Below are 24142 nucleotides of genomic sequence, written 5' to 3' on the forward strand. Positions count from 1 at the left end.
TTAGGGGTGGTAAACAGTGCTTTGTGAATCTAAACAAATTTATAAAAATCCTAAATATCGAGTTATTAGATATAATAATGAATATTTCATGGTCGATTTAGTAAGTACTTGGATTACTTATTTTTTCCCTATGATTAATTGGTTTTTGCCCAAAAAATACGCAAAAATTAGCGAAAATGAATTTGAAAGGTTAAATATTATCGAACCTATTAAAAACAATGTTTTTTGGCCGGTTGCAGGAAGTTCAGTTCTATTCGGAATTATATTGAGAAAGTACGGTAACTTCTTTAATGTTCAGTTTGAAAAACAACTAGCAATCACTGTATTTTTTATCATGTTAATAGGGATGTTAATTTTTTATTTCTATCTAAATAAAAAATTAACATTAAAAATTTTTAATACCAACGTGGTTAATAAGAATAGAGTTGTATTAATACCGACTTTCAAACAAGGGTTGTTAATAGTTTTTGCGTACTTTTTTTTAGGAAGTGCTTCAATATTTACTTTAACCATTCTTTTGATGACAGAGTCACAAAATATAATAATATTTTTAACTTGGGTTATTATCACGATGTTTTTCTTTTTAGTGAATATGGCTACGATAGGTAATAAAAATGTTCATGTTATTTTAAGAATAAACGAGTAGTAAAAATGATCGAAATTGGTAGTAACGCATACTTAAATGATAGTTCAAAAAAGAAAATCATATCTTAGAACAGGAAAATAGATAGTAATGTTTGAATATACCAAGTGAAAATGCCTGTTGTAATTGATAAAGGAAGCCCTGCTTTAATTTAAAAATGAAATATAGAGCGTGTTATTTTGTATGATAGCTCTTATAACATTGGCGTTATTAATCCAATAGGATGGACGGTTTTAGCTGGTTTTGTTGCGGAATCTGTTTAGACAATTCTTATAAATTGGACTTTTCATACTAATAAATTTGGATTAATAGATAAAACTGATTGGATAAGACATTAAATAGACGCTGGTATAGATGCTGTTAAAAATACCACAGAAAAAGCTGTAGATAGTGTTGGAACGATAGTTGGTGAAGGTACAAAAAGTATTGGGGATCATTTAAACCTAATGAAATGGGAGTGGTAAATGTTGCTTTGCGATGTTAGAGTCATTTATAAAAATCCGAAATACAAAGTCATTCAACATAACGGTGAATATTTATTAGTCGATTTAGTAAGCACATGGCTTGTATATTTTCTTCCTTTCATTAATTGGTTCATTCCAAAAAAGTACGCGATAATTAGCGAAGAAGAATTTGAAAATTTAAATGTTGTTAAACCAAATAAAAATAATGTTTTCTGGTCAGTTATAGGAAGTTCGGTTTTGTTTGGAGTTACTTTAAGGAAATACATACATGTTTTTGATGTTCAATTAGATAAGCTAGTTGTAATGATATTGTGCGCTCTCGCTTTAATTTGTGTTATAGTTTTTTATTTTAACTTAAATAGAAAGCTTAAGTTAAAAGTGTTTGATACAAATATTGAAAAAAATAAGAGAGTTATATTAATACCAACGTTTAAACTTGGCTGTTTTTTAGTTTTCGGATATATTTTCGCTGGAAGTTTTTCAATATTTTCACTAATTGCCCTTATGACAATCGAACCTCAAAATATAATAATATTTATTTATTGGATTATGATGACAATGCTTTTCTTTTTGTTAAATATGACTTCGATAGGTAATGAAAAAGTTCGCGTTATAATGAAAAATAATTGATTACATTTAAAATATTCTAAATGTTGTCGACACAATCCTTTTAAGACGCTAGTAGAATTTAAACGACTTCTAATGTATATGAAAGTGTACTAAATATAAAACCTAATGGGAAAGAAGTGGAGACATTGCTTTGTGAAACTGAAAATATTAATAAAAATCCCAAATATAGAATTATCAAATACAAAGATGAATATTTGATGATTGATTTAGTAAGCACATGGTTAGCACTCTTTTTCCCAATGATTAATTGGTTGATTCTAAAAAAGTACGTCAAAATCAGCGAAAAAGATTTTGAAACTTTAAACATTGTGAAGACAACTAAAATCAATTCTTTTTGGCCAGTGGCAGGAAGTACGGTCTTATTTGGTGTTATATTAAGAAGGTATTCCCATTTATTTATCGTTAAATATGAATATAGTATAGTAATTTTAATTTGTTGCATCATAATACTAGGTATTTTTCTGTTTTTTCTATATGTAAATCAAAAGTTAAAGTTACAAATCTATAATGAAAACAAAAATAAAAGCAATAAGATAATCATATTTCCCACTTTAAAGAGTCTTTGTTTATCAATAGTTTTATATATTTATTTAGGTGGTGATTCATTCTTTACTATTTATATGTTATTGACGATTGAAGTTCAAAATATAATATTATTTATAACTTTGTTTGTAATATTTTTGTTTTTCTTATTTTTAAATATGTGCTCACTATATGACAATAAAGTTCATGTATTATTTAAATCAAATGGAATTGAAAAGTTTTAATAGGAATAATAAACAAAGGAATGGTAGTGATAAGTATTGCTATGTGAATCTAAAGTTATCAACAAAAATCCTAAGTATAGAGTTATTAAATATGGTGATGAATATTTAATGATTGATTTAGTAAGTACCTGGTTAACTTTATTTCTTCCTATGATTAATTGGTTAATTCCAAAAAATTATGTCAAAATCAGTAAAAATGAATTTGACGATTTAAACATTGTCAAACCTGTTAAAAATAAAGCTTTTTGGCCAGTTGCAGGTAGTACTATTTTGTTCGGAGTTACGTTTAGAAAATATATTCCTTCACTTAATATTCAATTAGAGAAAAACATGGTGATTGTAATATGTTGTGCAATATTTCTGGGTGTTTTAATACTTTTTTTATTTCTGAATCGTAAGCTAAGATTGGAAATTTATAATAATAACTCTAGTAAAGGGAAAATAATTTTATTTCCTTCATTAAAAAACTTTTGCTTCACAATATTTTATTATTTTTTATTTGGCGGTCTTTCAATAATGGCTCTAAGTATGTTATTAACTTTAAATCCTCAAAATATAATAGGCTTTATTGGTTGGTTGGTAATGACTGCAGGTTTCTTTCTGTTAAACATGTCATCGATTATTGACAAAAAAATTTATGTATTATCTAAAACTAACACGGTGGAAAAATGATGGTTTAGCTGGATTTACTGCAGGTTCTATTTCGGCAATACTTGTATATTGGACCAATCAAAAAAATGAATTTGGAATAAAAGATAAAAACGATTGGATAGGACATAAACTAGACGCTGGTATAGAGGCTGTAGAAAAATCTGCAGAAAAAACAGTAGATGGTGTTGAAAATGTCATGGTGAAGCTTCAAAAAGTATTTCTAATCATATAAGCCCTAAGAAATGGAGCTGGTAAATGTTGCTATGCGAATCTAAAATCATCAATAAAAACCCAAAATATAGAATTATTAAATATAATGATGAGTATTTAATGGTCGATATAATAAGCACTTGGATTAGTTTGTTTTTTCCATTTATTAATTGGTTCATCCCAAAAAGATATGTCAAAATCAGTAAAAAAGAATTTGAAAACTTAAATATTGTTAAACCTGCTAAAAAGAATGTTTTTTGGCCAGTTGCAGGTAGCTCTGCTTTGCTGGGAATTGCATTAAGAAGGTATACACATTTACTTGATATTCAACTAGATAAGAAATTAGTTATTGCCATATGTTGCATCACATTTATAGGGATTTTAATATTTTATGTACGCCTAATTAAAAAATCATCTTTAAATATTTATAATGCTAAAAATAAAAGGTCAAAAATTGTCTTAATACCTACACTAAAAAATGTTTGTTTCACATTATTTGGATATATTTTATTTGGCGGATTGACTATGCTATTCCTAGATGCTCTATTATCAATGAGTTACCAAAATATAATAGTATATTTTGCTTGGATTGCAGTTATAATGGGTTTTTTTCTAGTGAATATAGCTTTAATTATAGATAAAAACATTCATGTCATACTTAAAAACCAATAGAAATTACCAAATTGAATTTGCAATGGCTTTAATGTTGTCGTTCTTAAATGTTTTTTCAATTTCTGATTCAAAAGTACATGTAATTTAAAGGCTGACTAGCAATCGCACTATATGCATATCAACTTAAGCAATACTTATTTTAACTGAGTTCTACATAACGTTTTTCTAAAACACCGCCTAAATTCAAACCCTAATTCTAACATTTGGAAGTTGTATTAAATCATGGTAGTGTGATAGTGGAAAAGTTATAAAGATAAGGAGCTGGGGCTAATGAAGCAATTTGTAAACTTAGGTAAATCTGATGTTGAAGTGTTTCCAATCGCACTTGGGACGAACGCAGTAGGTGGGCATAATTTATATCCGAACTTAGATGAAGAACAAGGAAAAGAAGTTGTTCGTCAAGCAATTAATCATGGTATTAATTTATTAGATACGGCATATATTTATGGACCAGAACGTTCTGAAGAATTGGTTGGAGAAGTTGTTAAAGAATATCCTCGAGAACAAATTAAAATTGCTACGAAAGGGTCTCATGAATTTGATGAAAATCAAGATGTGCATCAGAACAATCAACCGGAATATTTAAAACAACAAGTTGAGAATAGTTTGAAACGTCTACAAACTGATTATATCGATTTATATTATATTCATTTTCCGGATGACAATACTCCGAAAGATCAAGCAGTTGCAGCATTACAAGAGCTTAAAGAACAAGGAAAGATTAAAGCCATTGGTGTATCAAATTTCACATTAGATCAACTTAAAGAAGCAAATAAAGATGGTTACGTTGATGTTGTACAGTTAGAATATAATTTATTGCATCGCGAAAATGAGGAAGTATTACAATATTGTGTTGATCATCAAATAACATTTATTCCATATTTCCCATTAGCATCTGGTATTTTAGCGGGGAAATATGATGAGAACACTAAATTTAGTGACCATCGTGCTACACGTCGTGATTTCAAACCAGGTGTATTTGAAGAAAATGTTCGTCGTGTAAAAGCTTTGGAAAAGATTGCTGCAGCACATCAAACTTCAATTGCGAACATTGTATTAGCGTTTTATTTAACGAGACCAGCTATCGATGTAATTATTCCTGGCGCAAAACGTGCCGAACAAGTAATTGAAAATATCAAAGCTGCAGATATTGTGTTATCTAAAGATGAAATTCAATATATCGATGAATTGTTTCCAATTGAAGACTAAATGAATTGTATTTAATGGTGACATCAGGCTGGGACATAAATCAATGTTCTATGCTCTACGAAGTTATATTGGCAGTAGTTGACTGAACGAAAATGCGCTTGTAACAAGCTTTTTTCAATTCTAGTCAGGGGCCCCAACACAGAGAATTTCGAAAAGAAATTCTACAAGCAATGCAAGTTGGGGTGTGGGCCCCAACACAGAGAATTTCGAAAAGAAATTCTACAGGCAATGCAAGTTGGGGTGTGGGCCCCAACACAGAGAAATTGGATTCCCAATTTCTATAGACAATGCAAGTTGGGGTGTGACGACGATAAAGAAATACTTTTTCTATAGAAATTAGTATTTCTTATGCATGAGTTTTACTCATGTATTCCTATTTTTAAGTACACATTAGCTGTGGCTAATGTGTAAGAACCACTACATAATAAATCATTAGTGGCTCTTTATCATTTCTGTCCCACTCCCACCACAAACAACGTCATATAAGGCATGACGAAATTTTGTCAAATTTCCATAAAAGTTGTAAGCGTTTTACTATTCGGTAGGCAAGGCTTATGATAGTATAATTAGGTAACAATATCGCAAACGATAATTTTCAATCAAAAGTGAGGTTAGGCTAAAATGATTACTGTTTTGTTTGGTGGAAGTAGACCAAACGGTAATACTGCGCAATTAACAAAATTTGCTTTGCAGGGATTAGATTATCAATGGATTGACGTAACACAACATCGATTTAAACCAATTCGTGATGTCAGACATATTGAAGAAAGTATCACAGACTATGAAGACGACTACCAGGAAGTTTTAGATAAGGTATTGGCAAGTGATACAATTATTTTTGCATCACCAGTGTATTGGTATAGCATTTCATCGCCATTAAAAGCATTTATAGAACATTGGTCAGAAACACTACAAGATAAACGTTATCCTAATTTTAAGTCACAAATGGCCGAAAAGGATTTTAGAGTTATTTTAGTTGGTGGAGATTGCCCAAAAATAAAAGCGAAGCCAGCAATTACTCAAATGAAATATAGTTTAGACTTTTTAGGTGCCACTTTAAATGGTTATATTATTGGAACTGCTGAAAAGCCTGGTGACATCATGAAAGACAACTATGCCTTAGCACGTGCGACAGAATGGAATCAACTATTGCAATAAGTAATACCTCATTACAAAACGAAGTGAATTTTTGCTTCGTTATTTTTTATTTTAATTTTAACGGAAAATATAAATATATAAATTGAATAGACAATCATTGTTTATTAAGTATTGAGCAAGTTGTGGTATAATGCCGTTATTAAAACTTGTTAATAAGGGGAGAAAGTCATGTTCAAGGTAAGACAAGCAACCGAAAAAGATGTTGTTCAAATTAGAGATGTCGCAACTAAAGCTTGGTTTAATACATATTTAAATATTTATGCAGCGACAACAGTAAATCATCTATTAGAAGCTTCATATAATGAACATCATTTGAAAAAAAGACTGCAAGAACAATTATTCTTAGTCGTTGAAGAAGGTAATGACATCGTTGGCTTTGCTAACTTTATTTACGGTGAAGAATTATATTTATCAGCTCATTATGTTAAACCAGAATCGCAACATACAGGTTATGGTACAGCATTGTTAAATGAAGGATTATCACGTTTTGAAGATAAATTTGAAGGTGTTTACTTAGAAGTAGATAATAAAAATGAAGAAGCAGTAGCTTACTATAAAGAGCAAGGTTTTAAAATCTTACGCTCTTATCAGCCAGAAATGTATGGCGAAAAGTTAGACTTAGCACTTATGTACAAAGTATTTTAAGCGCGTTAAATAAAAAAATTGAAAAGGAGGGGAATAATGACTAACGCATATGTAGATTTAAAATTAGTAGAAGAAAAAGTTTTTAAAGACCCGATACATCGATATATTCATGTTGAAGATCAATTGATATGGGATTTAATTAAAACTAAGGAATTTCAAAGATTACGTCGAATTAAACAACTAGGTACACTGTACTTATCTTTTCATACAGCAGAACATAGTCGTTTTGGACATTCTTTAGGTGTGTATGAAATTGTTAGACGATTAATTGACGAGTCATTTATTGGTCATGAAGCATGGGACAATAAAGATAGACCGTTGGCATTATGTGCTGCATTATTACATGATTTAGGACATGGTCCATTTTCGCATAGCTTTGAAAAAATATTTAATACAGATCATGAAGCTTATACACAAGCAATTATTACAGGTGATACTGAGGTGAATGCTGTATTACGTAAAGTATCGCCTGAGTTTCCAAGAGAAGTTGCGGAAGTAATTAATAAAACGCATCATAATAAATTGGTCATTTCGATGATTTCGTCACAAATTGATGCAGATAGAATGGATTATTTACAACGTGATGCGTATTTCACAGGTGTATCATATGGTGCTTTTGATATGGAACGTATTTTAAGATTAATGCGACCTTCAAAAGATGAAGTTCTCATTAAAGAAAGTGGTATGCATGCTGTTGAAAACTTTATTATGAGTCGTTATCAAATGTACTGGCAAATTTATTTCCATCCAGTTAGTCGTGGAGGAGAAGTGTTGCTTAACAATTGTTTGAAACGTGCAAAGCAACTATATAATGAAGGTTATGAATTTAAGTTTCATCCACATGATTTTATTCCATTTTTTGAAGAAACGGTCACGATTGAACAATATGTTGAACTTGATGAAGCGGTAGTTACGTATTATTTGGAAAAATGGACTAAAGAAGAAGATGCTATTTTAAGTGATTTAGCAAGTCGTTTTATTAATCGAGATTTATTTAAATATATTCCATTTGATGGTTCAATTATAACAATATCAGAGTTGCAGGAATTATTTGAAGCTGCTGGTATTAATCCAGATTATTATTTTGTGAGTGAAGCATTTTCTGACTTACCATATGACTATGATCGACCTGGGTCAAATCGCAAACCGATTCATTTATTGAGACAAGACGGTTCAATTAGAGAAATCAGTAATCAATCTCTAGTTATTCATAGCATTACAGGTATTAATCGCCAAGATTATAAATTGTATTATCCTAAAGAAATGGTTGCGAAGATTGAAGATAAGACGATTAGAGAAGCTATTGAAAATTTGATTAACGAGCTTAATTAAACAGGGCTAAAATTGTTATCGTTAAATATGGAGGTTATATCATTGTCTGAGAAAAAAGGCTTTAATTTTAATATCATTAAGAATGACCCTTTAGACGGTCATAAAGGTACAAATATCGGTTCAATCAGCTTAGACAATATTGCGCCAGTTTTTATTGATGTTGCTAACAAAGAAGCATTTATTGATATTGGAGGCATGCATGCTCGCGCCAAAGTTGAAAAAGGCGTGAAATGGATTACTGATAAAGCTGCTGTTGAAGGTGATGAAGCTAAAGAATATTGGTTATGTTGGGTAACAACAGAACGTAATGAACAAGGACCGTATTATGCTGGTTTAACAGCGTGCTATTTATTAGTGAATAAAGCAATTCGTCGAGGTTATAAAAGTATGCCTGAACACGTTAATATGATGGATAAATCAATGAAACATCATATTATTATTGACCAAATTGGTGAAGAGAATAAGGCTATTTTAAAAGACTTTTTAATGAACCATGATAAAGGTATGTGGCAGCACTCTTCTGAAGAACTACATCAAGCATTTAATTAAATATAAGAAATCAAATTATCCCAATTAATCTATAAAGATATGATTCATTTCTCAATGGCGATGTAAATCGTGAGTTGAAAATGAAGTCATAGATTGATTGGGTGTTTTTTTAATTTTTTTGAAATTAAATTAATCTGCAGTTAATAAAAAATTTGAATAACTGACACAATTTTTTGATTATTGCTATATACTTTGTGAATAAATTCACATTATAATGAAAATGAAGATAAGATTAATAAACTTTATCTTTAAATAAATATATGTGAAGTAAAAATTACACGTTAGCATATCGATTATGTCATTTCTTTTAACATATTAACTAGGGAAACGTTAAAAGTTAACGGTTGATATCTAACTAAAAAAAGGTCACAGTTGTATATTTTAATCTGGCGTTAATTACAAATAAAAAATGCGGATGAAAAATAATTATTCGTTTTCATTTTTTGAAAGTAATTGCCAATTAAAATCATACATGCTGGATTGACTATAAGGAGGACATTATTATGAGAGCAGCAGTTGTAACAAAAGATCACAAAGTAAGTATTGAGGACAAAAAGTTAAGAGCTTTAAAACCTGGTGAAGCATTAGTACAAACGGAATATTGTGGTGTTTGTCATACTGATTTACACGTTAAGAATGCCGATTTTGGTGATGTTACAGGGATTACTTTAGGTCATGAAGGTATTGGTAAAGTCATCGAAGTTGCTGATGATGTTGAATCATTAAAAATTGGAGACCGTGTGTCTATCGCTTGGATGTTCGAAAGCTGTGGAAGATGTGAATATTGCACAACAGGTCGTGAAACACTTTGCCGTAGTGTGAAAAATGCTGGTTATACAGTAGATGGTGCAATGGCTGAACAAGTTATTGTTACTGCAGACTATGCTGTGAAAGTACCTGAAAAATTAGATCCAGCAGCAGCGTCTTCTATTACATGCGCAGGTGTAACAACTTATAAAGCAGTAAAAGTAAGTAATGTAAAACCTGGACAATGGCTAGGTGTATTTGGTATCGGTGGTTTAGGTAACCTAGCTTTACAATATGCTAAAAACGTTATGGGTGCAAAAATTGTTGCTTTCGATATCAACGATGACAAATTAGCATTTGCGAAAGAATTGGGTGCAGATGCCATTATTAATTCTAAAAATGTAGACCCAGTTGCAGAAGTTATGAAATTAACTGATAACAAAGGATTAGATGCAACAGTAGTAACTTCAGTTGCTAAGACACCATTTAACCAAGCGGTTGATGTTGTAAAGGCTGGTGCAAGAGTTGTTGCCGTTGGTTTACCTGTTGATAAAATGAACTTAGATATCCCAAGATTAGTGCTTGATGGTATTGAAGTAGTAGGTTCACTTGTTGGTACAAGACAAGACTTACGTGAAGCGTTTGAATTTGCTGCTGAAAATAAAGTAACACCTAAAGTTCAATTAAGAAAATTAGAAGAAATCAATGATATTTTTGAAGAAATGGAAAATGGTACAATAACTGGTAGAATGGTTATTAAATTTTAAAAATATTAATTGATTAAATATAGATAGGAAGATAGTGCTTAAGGTGCTATTGATATAGTAAAACACGAGGTTTTCATGGAATGAAGTGAAAATCTCGTGTTTTTAAGTTTTGAAGAGCAGTCTGGATTTTATAAATAATCATATATTGTAAAAGACATTTAAAATTATGTTTGTCATTTAATTGAACATATTTAGCTATAAGAAGGCATATCAAGACGGTATTATTTTATGCTATAATATTTCTATTATGCGAAGATTAAGGTGAGTAGTAAATTGGATAAAAAAGTAAGTATTCAAACAAAGCAAGTGTTGAAACAGCACAACGAAAAAGATAAATTTGAATTTACTACTGAAGGTACTTGGCAACAAAGGCAATCTAACTTTATTCGGTATGTAGAACAAATTGAGGATGCAACAGTTAATGTTACAATAAAAGTGGATGATGATAGTGTTAAGTTGATTCGTAAGGGCGACATTAATATGAATTTGCATTTTGTTGAAGGACAAACGACAACAACTTTTTACGATATATCGGCTGGACGAATACCACTAGAAGTTAAAACATTACGCATTTTACATTTCGTAAGTGGAGACGGTGGCAAGTTAAAGATTCATTATGAATTATACCAAGATAATGAAAAAATGGGTTCTTATCAATATGAAATTAACTATAAGGAGATAAGCGAATGAATATTATTGATCAAGTGAAACAAACATTAGTAGAAGAAATCGCAGCGAGTATTAGCAAAGCGGGATTAGCAGAAGACATTCCTGATATTAAAATTGAAGTTCCTAAGGACACTAAAAATGGGGATTATGCTACTAACATTGCAATGGTACTGACAAAAATTGCAAAACGTAATCCACGTGAAATTGCTCAAGCGATTGTTGATAACTTAGATACTGAAAAAGCACATGTGAAACAAATTGACATTGCTGGTCCTGGGTTTATTAATTTTTACTTAGATAATCAGTATTTAACAGCAATTATTCCTGAAGCAATTGAAAAAGGTGACCAATTTGGACATGTAAATGAATCAAAAGGTCAAAATGTATTGCTTGAGTATGTTTCAGCTAACCCTACAGGAGATTTACATATTGGTCATGCTAGAAATGCAGCGGTTGGTGACGCTTTAGCTAATATTTTAACTGCAGCGGGTTATAATGTAACACGTGAATATTATATTAATGATGCTGGTAATCAAATTACTAATTTAGCGCGTTCAATTGAAACACGTTTCTTTGAAGCATTAGGTGATAATAGCTATTCAATGCCAGAAGATGGCTATAATGGTAAAGATATTATTGAAATTGGAAAAGATTTAGCTGAGAAACACCCTGAAATTAAAGATTATACTGAAGAAGCTCGTTTGAAAGAATTTAGAAAATTAGGCGTAGAATATGAAATGGCTAAACTGAAAAATGATTTAGCAGAGTTTAATACGCATTTTGATAACTGGTTTAGTGAAACTTCTTTATATGAAAAAGGTGAAATTCTTGAAGTTTTAGCTAAGATGAAAGAATTAGGTTATACGTATGAAGCAGATGGTGCAACGTGGTTACGTACAACTGATTTTAAAGATGACAAAGACAGAGTATTAATTAAAAATGACGGAACATATACGTATTTCTTACCGGATATTGCATATCACTTTGATAAAGTTAAACGTGGTAATGATATTTTAATTGATTTATTTGGTGCTGATCATCATGGTTATATTAATCGTTTGAAAGCATCACTTGAAACGTTTGGTGTGGATAGCAATCGTTTAGAAATCCAAATCATGCAAATGGTTCGTTTAATGGAAAACGGTAAAGAAGTTAAGATGAGTAAACGTACTGGTAATGCCATTACTTTAAGAGAAATTATGGACGAAGTTGGCGTTGATGCTGCACGTTATTTCTTAACTATGCGTAGTCCTGATAGCCACTTTGATTTTGATATGGAATTAGCGAAAGAGCAATCTCAAGATAACCCAGTTTATTATGCTCAATATGCTCACGCACGTATTTGTTCAATTTTAAAACAAGCAAAAGAGCAAGGTATTGAAGTAACTGCTGCGAATGATTTTACAACGATTACAAATGAAAAAGCGATTGAATTGTTGAAAAAAGTAGCTGACTTTGAGCCTACAATTGAAAGTGCTGCAGAACATAGATCAGCACATAGAATTACTAACTATATTCAAGACTTGGCTGCTCATTTCCATAAATTCTACAATGCTGAAAAAGTATTAACAGATGATATTGAAAAAACAAAAGCACATGTCGCTATGATTGAAGCGGTTAGAATTACATTGAAAAATGCATTGGCAATGGTTGGTGTAAGCGCACCTGAATCAATGTAAAAACATTTATATACACTCCAACGCAGAGTTTTTCGTAAGATACTTTGTGTTGGAGTGTTTTTTAGGTTGAAATAGGACGTTTGGTGAATAAGCGATTCGTGAATAAGGTAAAGGGAAACGATAGGTAAGTGATTACAGTTGGCTTGCGCACAACTGCATAAGAACCCCTAATTAATAAATTAATAGTTAAGAGGAACACAGTTGCTTGCTTGCACACAACTGCATAAGAGCACATAATCTATAAAGCTCAAGGGGATTAAAGGAATACAGTTGGCTTGCATACGCAGCAACTGCATAAGAGCCCCTAATTAATAAATTAATAGTTAAGAGGAATACAGTTGCTTGCTTGCGCAGCAACTGCATAAGAGCCCCTAATTAATAAATTAATAGTTAAGAGGAATACAGTTGCTTGCTTGCGCAGCAACTGCATAAGAGCCCCTAATTAATAAATTAATAAGGGGCTCTAAAATGGAGGATGTAAATGTTAGGAACTGATGAATTATATAAAATTTTATATGAACATCTTGGACCACAATTTTGGTGGCCTGCAGATAATGACATTGAAATGATGTTAGGTGCAATCTTAGTTCAAAATACAAGATGGCGAAATGCTGAAATAGCATTGAAACAAATTAAAGAACAAACACAATTCAATCCAAATCATATATTAGAACTGCCTATAGAAACGTTACAATCATTGATACGTTCAAGTGGCTTTTATAAAAGTAAATCACTGACGATTAAAACATTATTAACATGGTTGGCACGACATGATTTTAATTATCAAGAAATTAACGAGCGGTATAAAGGTAAATTAAGAAGTGAATTATTATCTTTGAAAGGTATTGGAAGCGAAACAGCAGATGTTTTACTTGTCTATATATTCGGACGTATTGAATTTATTCCAGATAGCTATACAAGAAAAATATATGATAAGTTAGGGTATGAAAACACTAAAAGTTATGATCAATTTAAAAAAGTAGTCACATTACCAAGTCATTTTACAAATCAAGATGCTAATGAGTTTCATGCTCTGTTAGATGTATTTGGTAAACAATACTTTAGAGATAAAGATATAAAGAATTACGATTTTTTAGAAGCTTATTTTAAAAGTTAAACGCTGTAAAGTTAGCTAGATAAGTTTATATGAAATAAAAAAATAATTTACTATTTTCTTTTAGTAAGTGGACTTATATAATAAATAGAAGTGTATAAAGAAAAAATAGTTGTTTGCTAACGCACCAACTGCATAAAAGCCTCTAATCGCTGAAACTCAAGGGTTAAAGAGGAACGCAGTTGCTTGCTAAGGCACCAACTGCATAAAAGCCCCTAATTAATAAATTAAGGATTAAAGAGGATTACAGTTGCTTGCTAAGGCAACAACTGCATAAATCCCTCTAATCGCTAAAGCGAAAAGAGGGATTAAAAGGGAGATGTGATAGTGTGAAGAAATCGTTAATTGCTTTTATATTAATATTTGTACTTGTTTTGAGTGCTTGTGGTAATAATGATGACAAACATGAAAGTGATAAGAAGGAAGCGTCTAAAACGCCTTATCATAGAATTGTGTCGTTAATGCCTAGTAATACAGAAATTTTATATGAATTAGGGTTGGGTAAATACATAGTAGGTGTTTCTACTGTTGATGATTATCCGAAAGATGTTAAAAATGGTAAAAAACAATTCGATGCCTTGAATCTAAATAAAGAAGAACTTTTAAAGGCAAAGCCAGATTTAATTCTTGCGCATGAGTCGCAAAAGGCAACGGCTAATAAAGTGTTGTCATCATTAGAGAAACAAGGTATTAAGGTTGTTTATGTAATAGATGCACAATCGATTAATGAAACATATGATACGTTTAAACAAATTGGTAAATTAACTAACCGTGACAAACAGGCTGAACAACTTGTCGAGGAAACTAAGGATAATATTGATAAAGTCATAGCCTCGATTCCAGCACATCATAAAAAATCTAAAGTATTTATTGAAGTATCATCAAAACCTGAAATATATACAGCAGGGCAGCATACATTCTTCAATGATATGTTAGAAAAGTTAGAAGCTCAAAATATTTATAATGATATAGATGGTTGGCAGCCTGTTACGAAAGAAAGCATTATAAAAAAGAATCCGGATATTTTAATTTCTACTGAAGCTAAAACAAGATCAGATTATATGAATATCATCAAAAAAAGAGGCGGGTTTAATAAAATTAATGCCGTTAAAAATACACGTATTGAAGTTGTAAATGGCGATGAAGTTTCAAGACCCGGTCCACGCATTGATGAAGGTTTAAAAGAATTAAGAGATGCAATCTATAGAAAATAAAACATAATTAAGAATCCCTTATAGCTACATAAAATCATTTGTGTAGAGTTATAAGGGATTTTAAAATATATTTTCACGATACATAGAAACGTTTGTGAGTGATTGCTATAATGTATGTAATTATCTATTAAAGAAAAGAGTATATTATGACATTTTATAAAACTATATTAAGTTGGATTGTTATATTAATAGTAACATCTGCCATATATTTGTTTTGGCAATTAGGCAGTATCAATGACCCATTTAATCAATCCATATTAATGAATGTGAGAGTGCCAAGGCTTATCGAGGCATTGTTAACAGGTATGATATTAACTGTTTCAGGATTAATCTTTCAAACAGTATTAAATAATGCATTAGCTGATAGTTTTACGTTAGGTTTAGCAAGTGGTGCAACATTTGGTTCAGGATTGGCATTATTTCTAGGATTAACTACATTGTGGATTCCCATATTTTCAGTAGTATTTAGCTTAATTACATTATTAATCGTCCTTTTAATAACTTCAATATTAAGCCGTGGGTATCCAGTTAGAATACTAATTTTATGTGGTTTAATGATTGGTGCTTTATTTAATTCTTTACTATATTTTCTAATTTTATTAAAACCACGACAATTAAACACGATTGCCAATTATTTATTTGGTGGTTTTGGTGATGCTGAATATTCAAATGTATCAGTGATTACATTTGTATTTATAGTAGGACTATGTGGCATTATTTTAATACTCAATCAGCTTAAATTACTTCAATTAGGAGAGTTGAAAAGCCAATCATTAGGTTTAAATGTACAAATTATAACATTCATAGCGTTATGTTTAGCTTCAATGATGACCGCAATCAATGTTGCTTATGTTGGTATTATTGGGTTTATAGGTATGATTATTCCACAGTTGATTAAAAAATGGCAATGGCGACAAACTTTAGGACGACAGTTAACGTTGAATAGTATCATTGGTGGACAAACTATGGTTATAGCTGATTTTATAGGAAGTCATTTATTATCACCGATACAAATTCCTGCAAGTATTATTATTGCACTAATAGGTATACCAGTTTTATTTTACATGTTAATATCTCAGTCGAAACAGTTACACTAGTACAGTACATTTGCTAAAATAGGATTAACTATAAACATAAAGAGGGCATAAGCGATGGATTTGAATCAAATTAAAGCAGTGGTATTTGATTTAGAAGGTACTTTGTTGGATAGGGTTAAGTCTAGAGAGAAATTTATCGAAGAACAATACGAAAGATTTCATGATTATTTAATCCATGTTCAACTTGCAGATTTTAAAAAAGCATTTATAGAGCTTGATGACGATGAAGATAATGATAAACCTGATTTATATAAAGAAATCATTAAACGATTCCATGTAGATAGATTAACTTGGAAAGACCTCTTTAGCGATTTTGAAATGCACTTTTATCGTTATGTATTTCCTTATTACGATACATTATATACATTAGAAAAGTTGTCTCAAGAAGGCTATCAAATTGGTGTTATAGCTAATGGTAAATCAAAAATTAAGCAATTCCGTTTACATTCATTAGGTCTAATGCATGTGATTAATTATTTATCAACTTCAGAAACAGTAGGGTTTCGTAAACCACATCCTAAAATATTTGAAGATATGATTAATCAACTCGACGTTCCACCTGAAGACATTATGTATGTGGGTGATGATGCATTGAATGATGTAGCGCCAGCAAGAGCGATGGGGATGATCAGTGTTTGGTATAAGCAAGAAGATGCAGAGATTGAACCCCTCGAAGAAGAAGTGGATTTCACAATAACGACAGTTGAACAATTATTAACTATTTTACCTATAAAAAATGACAATAAAGGAGATAATTATGGATCTATTTACTAGAAAAGATGGAACATCATTACATTATAGTACGTTAGGCGAAGGTTATCCTATCGTGTTGATTCATACCGTGCTTGATAACTACTCGGTATTTAATAAATTAGCTGCAGAGCTTGCAAAATCATTTCAAGTTGTATTAATAGATTTAAGAGGGCACGGTTATTCAGATAAACCACGACACATTGATATACATGATTTTGCAGATGATATAGTAGCATTACTTAAATATTTATATATAGAAGAGGTATCATTGATTTGTCATGAAATGGCTGGCTTTATTGGAGCAGATATGTCAGTTCGATACCCACAGCATACCTCGTCACTTGTTTTAGTAAATCCAACTTCAATAGAAGGGGAATTACCTGAAGAACGTTTATTTAGAAAATATGCACATATTATTCGTAATTGGGATCCTGAAAAACAAGATAAATTTTTAAATAAGCGTAAGTATTATCGTCCTCGCAAAATGAACCGATTTCTTAAACATGTTGAAGATACAAATGAAATTTCAACTAAAGAAGAAATACAAGCTGTTAAAGATGTATTTAAAAGACAGGGTATTTCCAAAGTCTATAACGATGTTGAAGTTCCTACAATGATAATAGCAGGTGAATTTGGTGAAAGAACAACAAGGCTTGAAGCTAAAGAAGTGGCTGATTTAATACAAAATGTGGACTTTAAAGTATATCAAGAATCAAGTGCATTCCCATTTGTGGAAGAACAAGAAAAATTTGTTGAGGATGCAACAATGTTTATTAATGAACATCATGAAAATAAACATGTTTAATTTTTAGCAATAAGTGAAATATAAAAGTAGTAATTATTATTTGTAATATAATTGTAATATGACTGTTGTTTTAGAAATGATTGTTGTATAATGGTTGTGAGCACAAGACGATATAAATAAAAGGAGAGAGTGCTTATGAAAAAGCTACTAACGGCAAGTATAATTGCATGTTCTGTTGTATTGGGAGTAGGCTTAGTAAATACTAACGCTGAAGCAGCAAGTGGCAACTCTATTGATACTGTTAAACAATTAACTAAGGGTGACCAGTCATTAGAAAAAGTGAAAATTGGCGAATCTATTAAAGATGTTTTAACTAAGTACAAAAATCCAATGTACTCTTACAATGAAAATGGAACTGAACATTATTATGAGTTCCACACTAACAAAGGTATGTTATTAGTAACTACTGATGGTAAGAAAAATGACGGTAAAGTCATACGCGTATCAATGATGTATAACGATGCAAATGGTCCAACATATCAAGATGTTAAAAATTATGTTGGCAAAGCAGTAACACATACTGAATATAGTAAAGTTACAGGTAATTTTGGCTATATTGAAAAAGGAAAAACGACTTATCAATTTGCATCAGCACCAAAAGATAAAAACATAAAATTATATCGTATTGATTTAGAAAAATAACTAATTAAATAAACCGTGCTTAACCGACAAGTTAAATCGCAATGCTTGTCGGTTATTTTTTTACATGTCATAATACTACAGTGAATGTTAAATTTTTGTGTTTTACGAAGGGGATATTCGAAGTATAGAATAAATAAAGATGTTTCATTTTAAAGGAGTATTACCAAATGCGCACTAATGATAAAATTTTACTAGATAATATAGAAGATTACTTTAATCATAAAGGTTTATCACCACATTTGATTGATGATATTAAAGAAAAAGTAAATACAGATATTAAAAATTCTGAAGAGCAAGATCAAGATTATATAGAATATAAAGGTAAATCGCCAGCTCAAATAATATTAATGATTCAAAGAAATCTATTTGCATTACAGTTGAATCCAGTTATATTCTTTATCCTTAATTTTATTCTTATTGCATATTTATATGATAAGCAATACGTGCAATTTCAAGCAATTACAGGTATGAGTTTATTTTATTGTTTAGTTATTTTTCCGATGACAATAGTTGTTTGTTTAAGGATATCGAAAAAGAATTATTTGAGAAGTAATAAACTAGAAATGATTATGGGAACGATAATCGCTATTATTTCATTATTTCTGATTGTACTACAAGCGTTTAATGTTACTTGGGGAATAATACCAATTACTAATTATGGCCATCAATTTTTCTTTTTTGTTGGTATTATTTTAGTTATTGCTGGTATTTTTTATAAACACCTTGAATTTTCAGGAATTGGATTACTTTTCTGTCAAAAAACGATTGATGCAATGATTCATAATCCACAAACTGCACAAGTATTTTCACTCATAATATGGGTATTACTAGTTATTCTAGTTATTTATTTTACAATTCGTTTATCTTCACGTACAAGAGTATAAATATTTATTAACTATTCGTCTGATTTAATGTATAAATTTAGATGAATAGTTTTTTTAATAGTGGAGTAGTATTTAGAAATTTATAAATAATTTAAAAAAATTGTTTATAAAATGAAAGCGTATTTAGAAAGCAGGTTGGGTATATAGTTTATTGAGGGAGGTGTCACAATGAATAAAGTCACTATTAATCCTCAAATCCAATTAACTTATCAAATGAAGGGTAAAGGGGAACCAATTATTTTGTTACACGGCTTAGATGGTAATTTAGCTGGATTTGAAGATTTACAGCATCAACTTGCAACATCATTTAAAGTTATTAGTTATGATTTAAGAGGTCACGGTAAGTCTTCTAAAAGTGAATCATACGAATTAAACGATCACGTTGAGGATTTGAAAATTTTAATGGAGAAATTAAATATTCATGAGGCACACATACTTGGACATGATTTAGGTGGTGTCGTTGCTAAGCTGTTTACAGATAAATATGCCTATCGTGTCAAATCATTAACCACCATAGCTGCAAAAAAAGATGATTTGATTCACAGTTTTACACAGTTATTAATTAAATATCAAGATGAAATAGCTGGATTTAATAAATCAGAAGCTTATATTTTATTGTTTTCAAAGCTGTTTAAAAATCAAGAAAATACGATGAAATGGTATCAAAAGCAAAAACTATATAGTACTAAGTCTGAAGATGATAGTGCGGCGGCAATTCGTTCATTAATTTTACACAAAGATGAACCAATATATATGAAAAAGCGCACGTGTGTACCAACTTTATTAATTAATGGTGAACATGATCCATTAATTCAAGATAAATTACATTTTAAATTAGAAGCGCACTTTTTAAATGTAACTAAAAAAATCTTTGATCATTCTGGTCACGCACCACATATTGAAGAGCCTAAAGCATTTTTAGAATACTATTTGAATTTTATTAAAGACATATCGTGATATGTGACATGTATCCCATAAGTTAGATTTTTATCTAATTTATGGGGTATATTTTTATGTGGTAAAAATTTTCGTTGATTAAGAGTAAAAAGAGAATTTTGTGTGAATTTCATTTAATTTATCCAAAATGTATTCATAAAATGTGAATGTGATATTTTTGATTAAATTATAAGATTACAAGCAATCCATACTAACATCTTGTCACTCAAAGATAAAAAAGGGCATAAAAAAAGGAAGTTTAATAGAATGTATCATCTATCAAACTTCACCAAATTGCGCTAAACAAAATTACAATTCAATTTCGTTATTTGCTTCAGTGATTCGTTTATTTACTCGAGTTAATAATGACTCGATTTTTTTACGTTGTTGTGCATTAACAAGAATTAAAACAGTTCTTTCGTCATGCTCATTACGTTTTTTATCGAAGTAGTCTTCTTGTGATAAAATTTTAACTGCTTTAACAACTTGTGGTTGTTTGTAGTTTAAGTGGTTAATAATATCTTTAAGATAGTATTCTTTTTCTTTGTTTTCACTGATATATGTCAATACAGCGAATTCTTCAAAGCTAATTGAAAATTCCTTTTTAATTAAACTTTTTAATTTGTCAGCATAAGTTACCATTGATAATAACTCAAAGCAATCATTAATTTTTGTAATTGCCATGTTTAAAACCTCCCTATTTGATGCATCTTGCTCGATACATTTGCCCGATATATTGATATCTAATCTTTATTTATTATAGATATGTTAGTCATAATTTTACATTAAATAAGTTTTATTAAATATATTTAATGCTCTATTATTTAGTTAATTATAACTAATTAAAAATGAGAAGTAAACAAAAAAGTGTTTATAAAACAAATTATTCATTAGACACATTGATTGTATTTTTGAGGTAGCAATTTGAACAGTCAAAAATATCACCATTTTTTAAAATTTGCCTTAATTTAATAAGCTTGAAAAGGTTATTTTTTTAATGAAACGATTTAGCGCAATTAAATGTTCCAATACTCAATGTGAATCTAAGTAATCTCTTGTTATAGAATCTTTCTTTTAAGTTAACTTCTTCTACTATTTATACCCATTTTTCAAACTTTTATCACAAAAAAAGAAAATTTATTATAATTTTTTTAATTTAGTAATTACCATAGTAGTTCAATTTAAATGAAAACCCCTTAATTTTCATCAAAAAATCAAACTATAGCACGTTAAAGTGACTGATTGGTAATCCGATTGATAGTTAGTAATCAATAGTAGAAAGTACGATAATTGTAAATGTTAAGAACATCTTTAATTTATAATTTCGACTCAATGAATTATAAAATGTTGCATATTTTGACTTATTTTTAATTAATTGAATAACCAACTATGAAATATTAGCACGAATAACATAAATTTTGCTATTAATATGGTTCACATTATTGCAAAATAACATAAATTTAGGACTAAAGAATGAGTTGTCATTTAAATCTACAAATTAATATAAGTTGTTGCAGATCATTTGATTTAGAATCATAGCTTATTCAAACATTTTTTGAGCACAAAAAAATAGCTTATCATTTTTAGAAAAAATTACAAGTTAAAATGATAAGCTAGATTAAATTTTAAAATAATCTCAAAAGTATGATACCGGATATGATACTTAACAAACCAATTGATTTTCTTAATGTCATAGTAATTTTTGGTGAACCAAATAATCCAAAATGATCAATCAATATACCCATTAAAATTTGTCCAAACATACCGATCATTGTGGTCAATGCTGCACCTAAGTGGGGCATCAATATAATATTAGCTGTTACAAATGCCATACCAAGAATTCCGCCGACGAAATAAATAGGTTTCAAATTACCAAATTGTTCATGTTTTATAGATATTTTTAATGAGCGATTAAGAATAATGGTTAAAATAAATAACGTTATTGTCCCAACTGAAAAAGAAACGAGTGAAGCGAATGCTGGTGAATGCGTATTGTAGGCAAGGGTACTATTAATGGCAGTTTGAATTGGTGGAAAGAATCCGAATATAAAACCAAGAATTAACCATAATATTATATGATTTTGATTTACTAATAATAAGTTGTTTTTATTAAATTGGTTCATTAATATTATCCCGAAAAGTAACAATAAGACTCCAAATGCTTTTATAAAATTAAATTCATGGATAGAAGCACCGAATAAGCCAAAAGTATCAATGAGGACACCCATTATAATTTGTCCTGCTACAGTGGCAATAACAGTTAATGTTGCACCTAACCTTGGCAACAATAATAAATTTCCAGTTAAAAAACTAACACCTAATATTCCGCCAAAAATCCATGTGTAATTATACGTTTGATTACTATAAAAATGAGTCGTAAACACTTCTGGATTAATTATAATATTTAAAATGATTAAACATAATGTCCCAACTGAAAATGAAATTAATGATGTATAGAAAGGTGATTTAGTATAAAGTGATAATCTCGAATTAACTGATGTTTGAATAGGGATAAGCATTCCAACAATAATACCTAAAAGATAAAGTAAAAGCATATTTGATAAACCACTCTTTCTATTTTATAAATGAACGATAAGAATAGCTTACCATTAAAGGGAGAATATACAACTATATTTTAAGAGTAAAATTATTAATATCGAAGAACACCCCAGACTTTCATTATGAAAATCTAGGGTGTTTATGTGACGATTTATATTATTTTGTCATCAAAAATGCTATTTCTTATCTTCGAATAATACAGTTGTTGTTTTATCAACAATTTGAGCAGCATGTACTTTTGTAATTGCGCCACTATTAGATTGTAATATGTTTAAACCTACTAAAGCGTTCATACTATCTCGTGCAATTTGCTCTGTTACGAGATTGTTCAATTGAGGTAATTGTAATTTGACTGGTTTGTCAGATGCAGATTTAAAACTTAATTCAAGCGTTTTAGTCATTAGTTGTGCCTCCTAGTTAAATTGAGAATGATTTGATAACTTCGATATTACTGTAAGATTCGCCAGTAAGTCTTTCGATGATTTTGCTAAATGCTTTGATTTGGTCGTTTGTTGCTTCAGGGATAATGTTGGCAAATCGACGTTTATATTCTATTTGTTTGCCATTTACGTCCGTTGTTGTCATAGATAAGACAATTGTAATGTGGTTAGTTTTACTCATTTTTATACCTCCTTTCACTCTATATATCGAAATGAATTTTAAAAAGGGTTAGTTATTTTATTTATGTTTAAAATCTATAAAAAAGGAAATAGTTATATGTGACTAAAATATCGTTTGTTTATGATTAAGACACTTCGAAGTAAGGAGGTAACAATGAATAAAGTAGAGGCAATTAAGAAAAATGAAGATATTACCAAAATGTATCAAGTACTCAAACATAAGTCAGAACGGGATTATTTATTTTTTAAGTTAGCAATTCATAGTGGATTAAAAGTAACTGATTTATTGGGGCTCACAGTTGCACAAGTAAAAATACTTATTGATGATTGTAGGTTATCGGAATTGTGTAAAGCACATTATCATTCGTTGATTAAAATAAAATTACCAGAATCCTTAGCTAAGGAATTACTGCATTATATTAAGCGGAAAAATTTGTCGGATGAAGATTTTCTATTCCAATCATTACGAACAAATCAAATACTTTCTAGACAACAGGCGTATAGAATTATTCACAAGGCTGCAAAAGAAGCTAATATTGAACATGTGGGTTTAACGACGCTCCGTAAGACATTTGCTTTTCACGCATATCAAAAGGGAATACCAATAGTGATTATTCAAAAATATTTAGGACATCAATCGACTATAGAAACATTGAATTTTATAGGGATAGAAAATGACTGTGATCACAGTATTTATATCACATTAAATTTATAAAAAGGAGGCAA

Annotated in this window: 26 protein-coding genes and 1 pseudogene; 23 read left to right on the forward strand and 4 right to left on the reverse strand. The window is 30.0% G+C overall.

Going from position 1 to position 24142, the window contains the following annotated elements; all coding sequences use genetic code 11:
• The first annotated feature begins 16 nt into the window (after positions 1-16).
• From ML436_03045 to ML436_03150, 22 genes and pseudogenes are all read left to right on the forward strand, one after another.
• Positions 17-646 (forward strand): DUF443 domain-containing protein, encoded by a 630-nt coding sequence (locus ML436_03045; protein UMT78719.1) that lies wholly within the window; start codon positions 17-19, stop codon positions 644-646.
• A 461-nt stretch (positions 647-1107) separates the two neighbouring features.
• Positions 1108-1737, forward strand: a complete 630-nt coding sequence (locus tag ML436_03050) for a DUF443 domain-containing protein (protein UMT78720.1) — start codon at positions 1108-1110, stop codon at positions 1735-1737.
• A gap of 125 nt (positions 1738-1862) precedes the next feature.
• Positions 1863-2504, forward strand: coding sequence for a DUF443 domain-containing protein (locus tag ML436_03055; protein UMT79482.1), 642 nt, complete (start codon positions 1863-1865; stop codon positions 2502-2504).
• 36 nt (positions 2505-2540) lie between these two features.
• Positions 2541-3176: a DUF443 domain-containing protein gene (locus tag ML436_03060; GenBank protein ID UMT78721.1), complete on the forward strand. Its 636-nt coding sequence runs from the start codon at positions 2541-2543 to the stop codon at positions 3174-3176.
• Between the two features lie 16 nt (positions 3177-3192).
• Positions 3193-3410: pseudogene (locus tag ML436_03065) on the forward strand (transposase).
• Positions 3411-4037: a DUF443 domain-containing protein gene (locus ML436_03070; protein UMT78722.1), complete on the forward strand. Its 627-nt coding sequence runs from the start codon at positions 3411-3413 to the stop codon at positions 4035-4037.
• Positions 4038-4307: 270 nt separating this feature from the next.
• A complete protein-coding gene (locus ML436_03075; GenBank protein UMT78723.1) occupies positions 4308-5246 on the forward strand; it encodes an aldo/keto reductase in 939 nt (312 codons plus the stop codon).
• 621 nt (positions 5247-5867) lie between these two features.
• Positions 5868-6404: a flavodoxin family protein gene (locus tag ML436_03080; protein UMT78724.1), complete on the forward strand. Its 537-nt coding sequence runs from the start codon at positions 5868-5870 to the stop codon at positions 6402-6404.
• A 168-nt stretch (positions 6405-6572) separates the two neighbouring features.
• Complete coding sequence (locus ML436_03085; protein UMT78725.1) at positions 6573-7049, forward strand: GNAT family N-acetyltransferase; 477 nt, start codon at positions 6573-6575, stop codon at positions 7047-7049.
• Between the two features lie 36 nt (positions 7050-7085).
• The gene (locus tag ML436_03090; GenBank protein ID UMT78726.1) at positions 7086-8381 is read left to right on the forward strand and encodes an HD domain-containing protein; all 1296 of its coding nucleotides are present in this window, start codon (positions 7086-7088) and stop codon (positions 8379-8381) included.
• 27 nt (positions 8382-8408) lie between these two features.
• Positions 8409-8930 carry a YwhD family protein gene (locus ML436_03095; GenBank protein ID UMT79483.1) on the forward strand — a complete coding sequence of 174 codons (522 nt, stop codon included), beginning with the start codon at positions 8409-8411 and terminating at the stop codon, positions 8928-8930.
• Positions 8931-9433: 503 nt separating this feature from the next.
• Positions 9434-10444 carry an alcohol dehydrogenase AdhP gene (gene adhP / locus ML436_03100; protein UMT78727.1) on the forward strand — a complete coding sequence of 337 codons (1011 nt, stop codon included), beginning with the start codon at positions 9434-9436 and terminating at the stop codon, positions 10442-10444.
• Positions 10445-10717: 273 nt separating this feature from the next.
• Positions 10718-11134: a DUF1934 domain-containing protein gene (locus ML436_03105; GenBank protein ID UMT78728.1), complete on the forward strand. Its 417-nt coding sequence runs from the start codon at positions 10718-10720 to the stop codon at positions 11132-11134.
• Complete coding sequence (gene argS, locus ML436_03110) at positions 11131-12792, forward strand: arginine--tRNA ligase (GenBank protein ID UMT78729.1); 1662 nt, start codon at positions 11131-11133, stop codon at positions 12790-12792. Before ML436_03105 ends, argS begins: the two co-directional genes overlap by 4 nt.
• A 481-nt stretch (positions 12793-13273) precedes the next feature.
• Positions 13274-13909, forward strand: a complete 636-nt coding sequence (locus ML436_03115; protein ID UMT78730.1) for an endonuclease III domain-containing protein — start codon at positions 13274-13276, stop codon at positions 13907-13909.
• Between the two features lie 326 nt (positions 13910-14235).
• Positions 14236-15120 carry a helical backbone metal receptor gene (locus ML436_03120; GenBank protein UMT78731.1) on the forward strand — a complete coding sequence of 295 codons (885 nt, stop codon included), beginning with the start codon at positions 14236-14238 and terminating at the stop codon, positions 15118-15120.
• A gap of 146 nt (positions 15121-15266) precedes the next feature.
• On the forward strand, positions 15267-16217 hold the full coding sequence (locus ML436_03125) for an iron ABC transporter permease (GenBank protein UMT78732.1): 951 nt from the start codon (positions 15267-15269) through the stop codon (positions 16215-16217).
• A gap of 54 nt (positions 16218-16271) precedes the next feature.
• Positions 16272-16991: an HAD family hydrolase gene (locus ML436_03130; protein ID UMT78733.1), complete on the forward strand. Its 720-nt coding sequence runs from the start codon at positions 16272-16274 to the stop codon at positions 16989-16991.
• Positions 16975-17775, forward strand: a complete 801-nt coding sequence (locus ML436_03135; GenBank protein UMT78734.1) for an alpha/beta hydrolase — start codon at positions 16975-16977, stop codon at positions 17773-17775. The genes ML436_03130 and ML436_03135 overlap by 17 nt, the downstream gene beginning before the upstream one ends.
• A 135-nt stretch (positions 17776-17910) precedes the next feature.
• Positions 17911-18417, forward strand: a complete 507-nt coding sequence (locus ML436_03140; GenBank protein UMT78735.1) for a hypothetical protein — start codon at positions 17911-17913, stop codon at positions 18415-18417.
• 167 nt (positions 18418-18584) lie between these two features.
• The gene (locus ML436_03145; GenBank protein ID UMT78736.1) at positions 18585-19301 is read left to right on the forward strand and encodes a hypothetical protein; all 717 of its coding nucleotides are present in this window, start codon (positions 18585-18587) and stop codon (positions 19299-19301) included.
• 168 nt (positions 19302-19469) lie between these two features.
• Positions 19470-20258, forward strand: a complete 789-nt coding sequence (locus ML436_03150; GenBank protein ID UMT78737.1) for an alpha/beta hydrolase — start codon at positions 19470-19472, stop codon at positions 20256-20258.
• Between the two features lie 288 nt (positions 20259-20546).
• On the opposite strand, the gene sarA is transcribed toward ML436_03150, so the two are convergent.
• The 4 genes from sarA to ML436_03170 form a co-directional block, all read right to left on the reverse strand.
• Entirely contained in the window at positions 20547-20921 is a 375-nt protein-coding gene (gene sarA, locus ML436_03155) for a global transcriptional regulator SarA (GenBank protein ID UMT78738.1), read from the reverse strand.
• A 941-nt stretch (positions 20922-21862) separates the two neighbouring features.
• Positions 21863-22792, reverse strand: a complete 930-nt coding sequence (locus tag ML436_03160) for a DMT family transporter (protein UMT78739.1) — start codon at positions 22790-22792, stop codon at positions 21863-21865.
• Between the two features lie 180 nt (positions 22793-22972).
• Positions 22973-23197 (reverse strand): DUF2922 domain-containing protein, encoded by a 225-nt coding sequence (locus ML436_03165; protein ID UMT78740.1) that lies wholly within the window; start codon positions 23195-23197, stop codon positions 22973-22975.
• A gap of 16 nt (positions 23198-23213) precedes the next feature.
• Positions 23214-23417, reverse strand: a complete 204-nt coding sequence (locus ML436_03170) for a DUF1659 domain-containing protein (GenBank protein UMT78741.1) — start codon at positions 23415-23417, stop codon at positions 23214-23216.
• Between the two features lie 153 nt (positions 23418-23570).
• Here ML436_03170 and ML436_03175 point away from each other — a divergent pair, with 153 nt between their 5' ends.
• Positions 23571-24131, forward strand: coding sequence for a tyrosine-type recombinase/integrase (locus ML436_03175; GenBank protein UMT78742.1), 561 nt, complete (start codon positions 23571-23573; stop codon positions 24129-24131).
• Positions 24132-24142 lie beyond the last annotated feature (11 nt).

The sequence above is a fragment of the Staphylococcus roterodami genome, assembly GCA_022493055.1.
In the GTDB taxonomy this organism is placed as follows: Bacteria; Bacillota; Bacilli; order Staphylococcales; family Staphylococcaceae; genus Staphylococcus; species Staphylococcus singaporensis.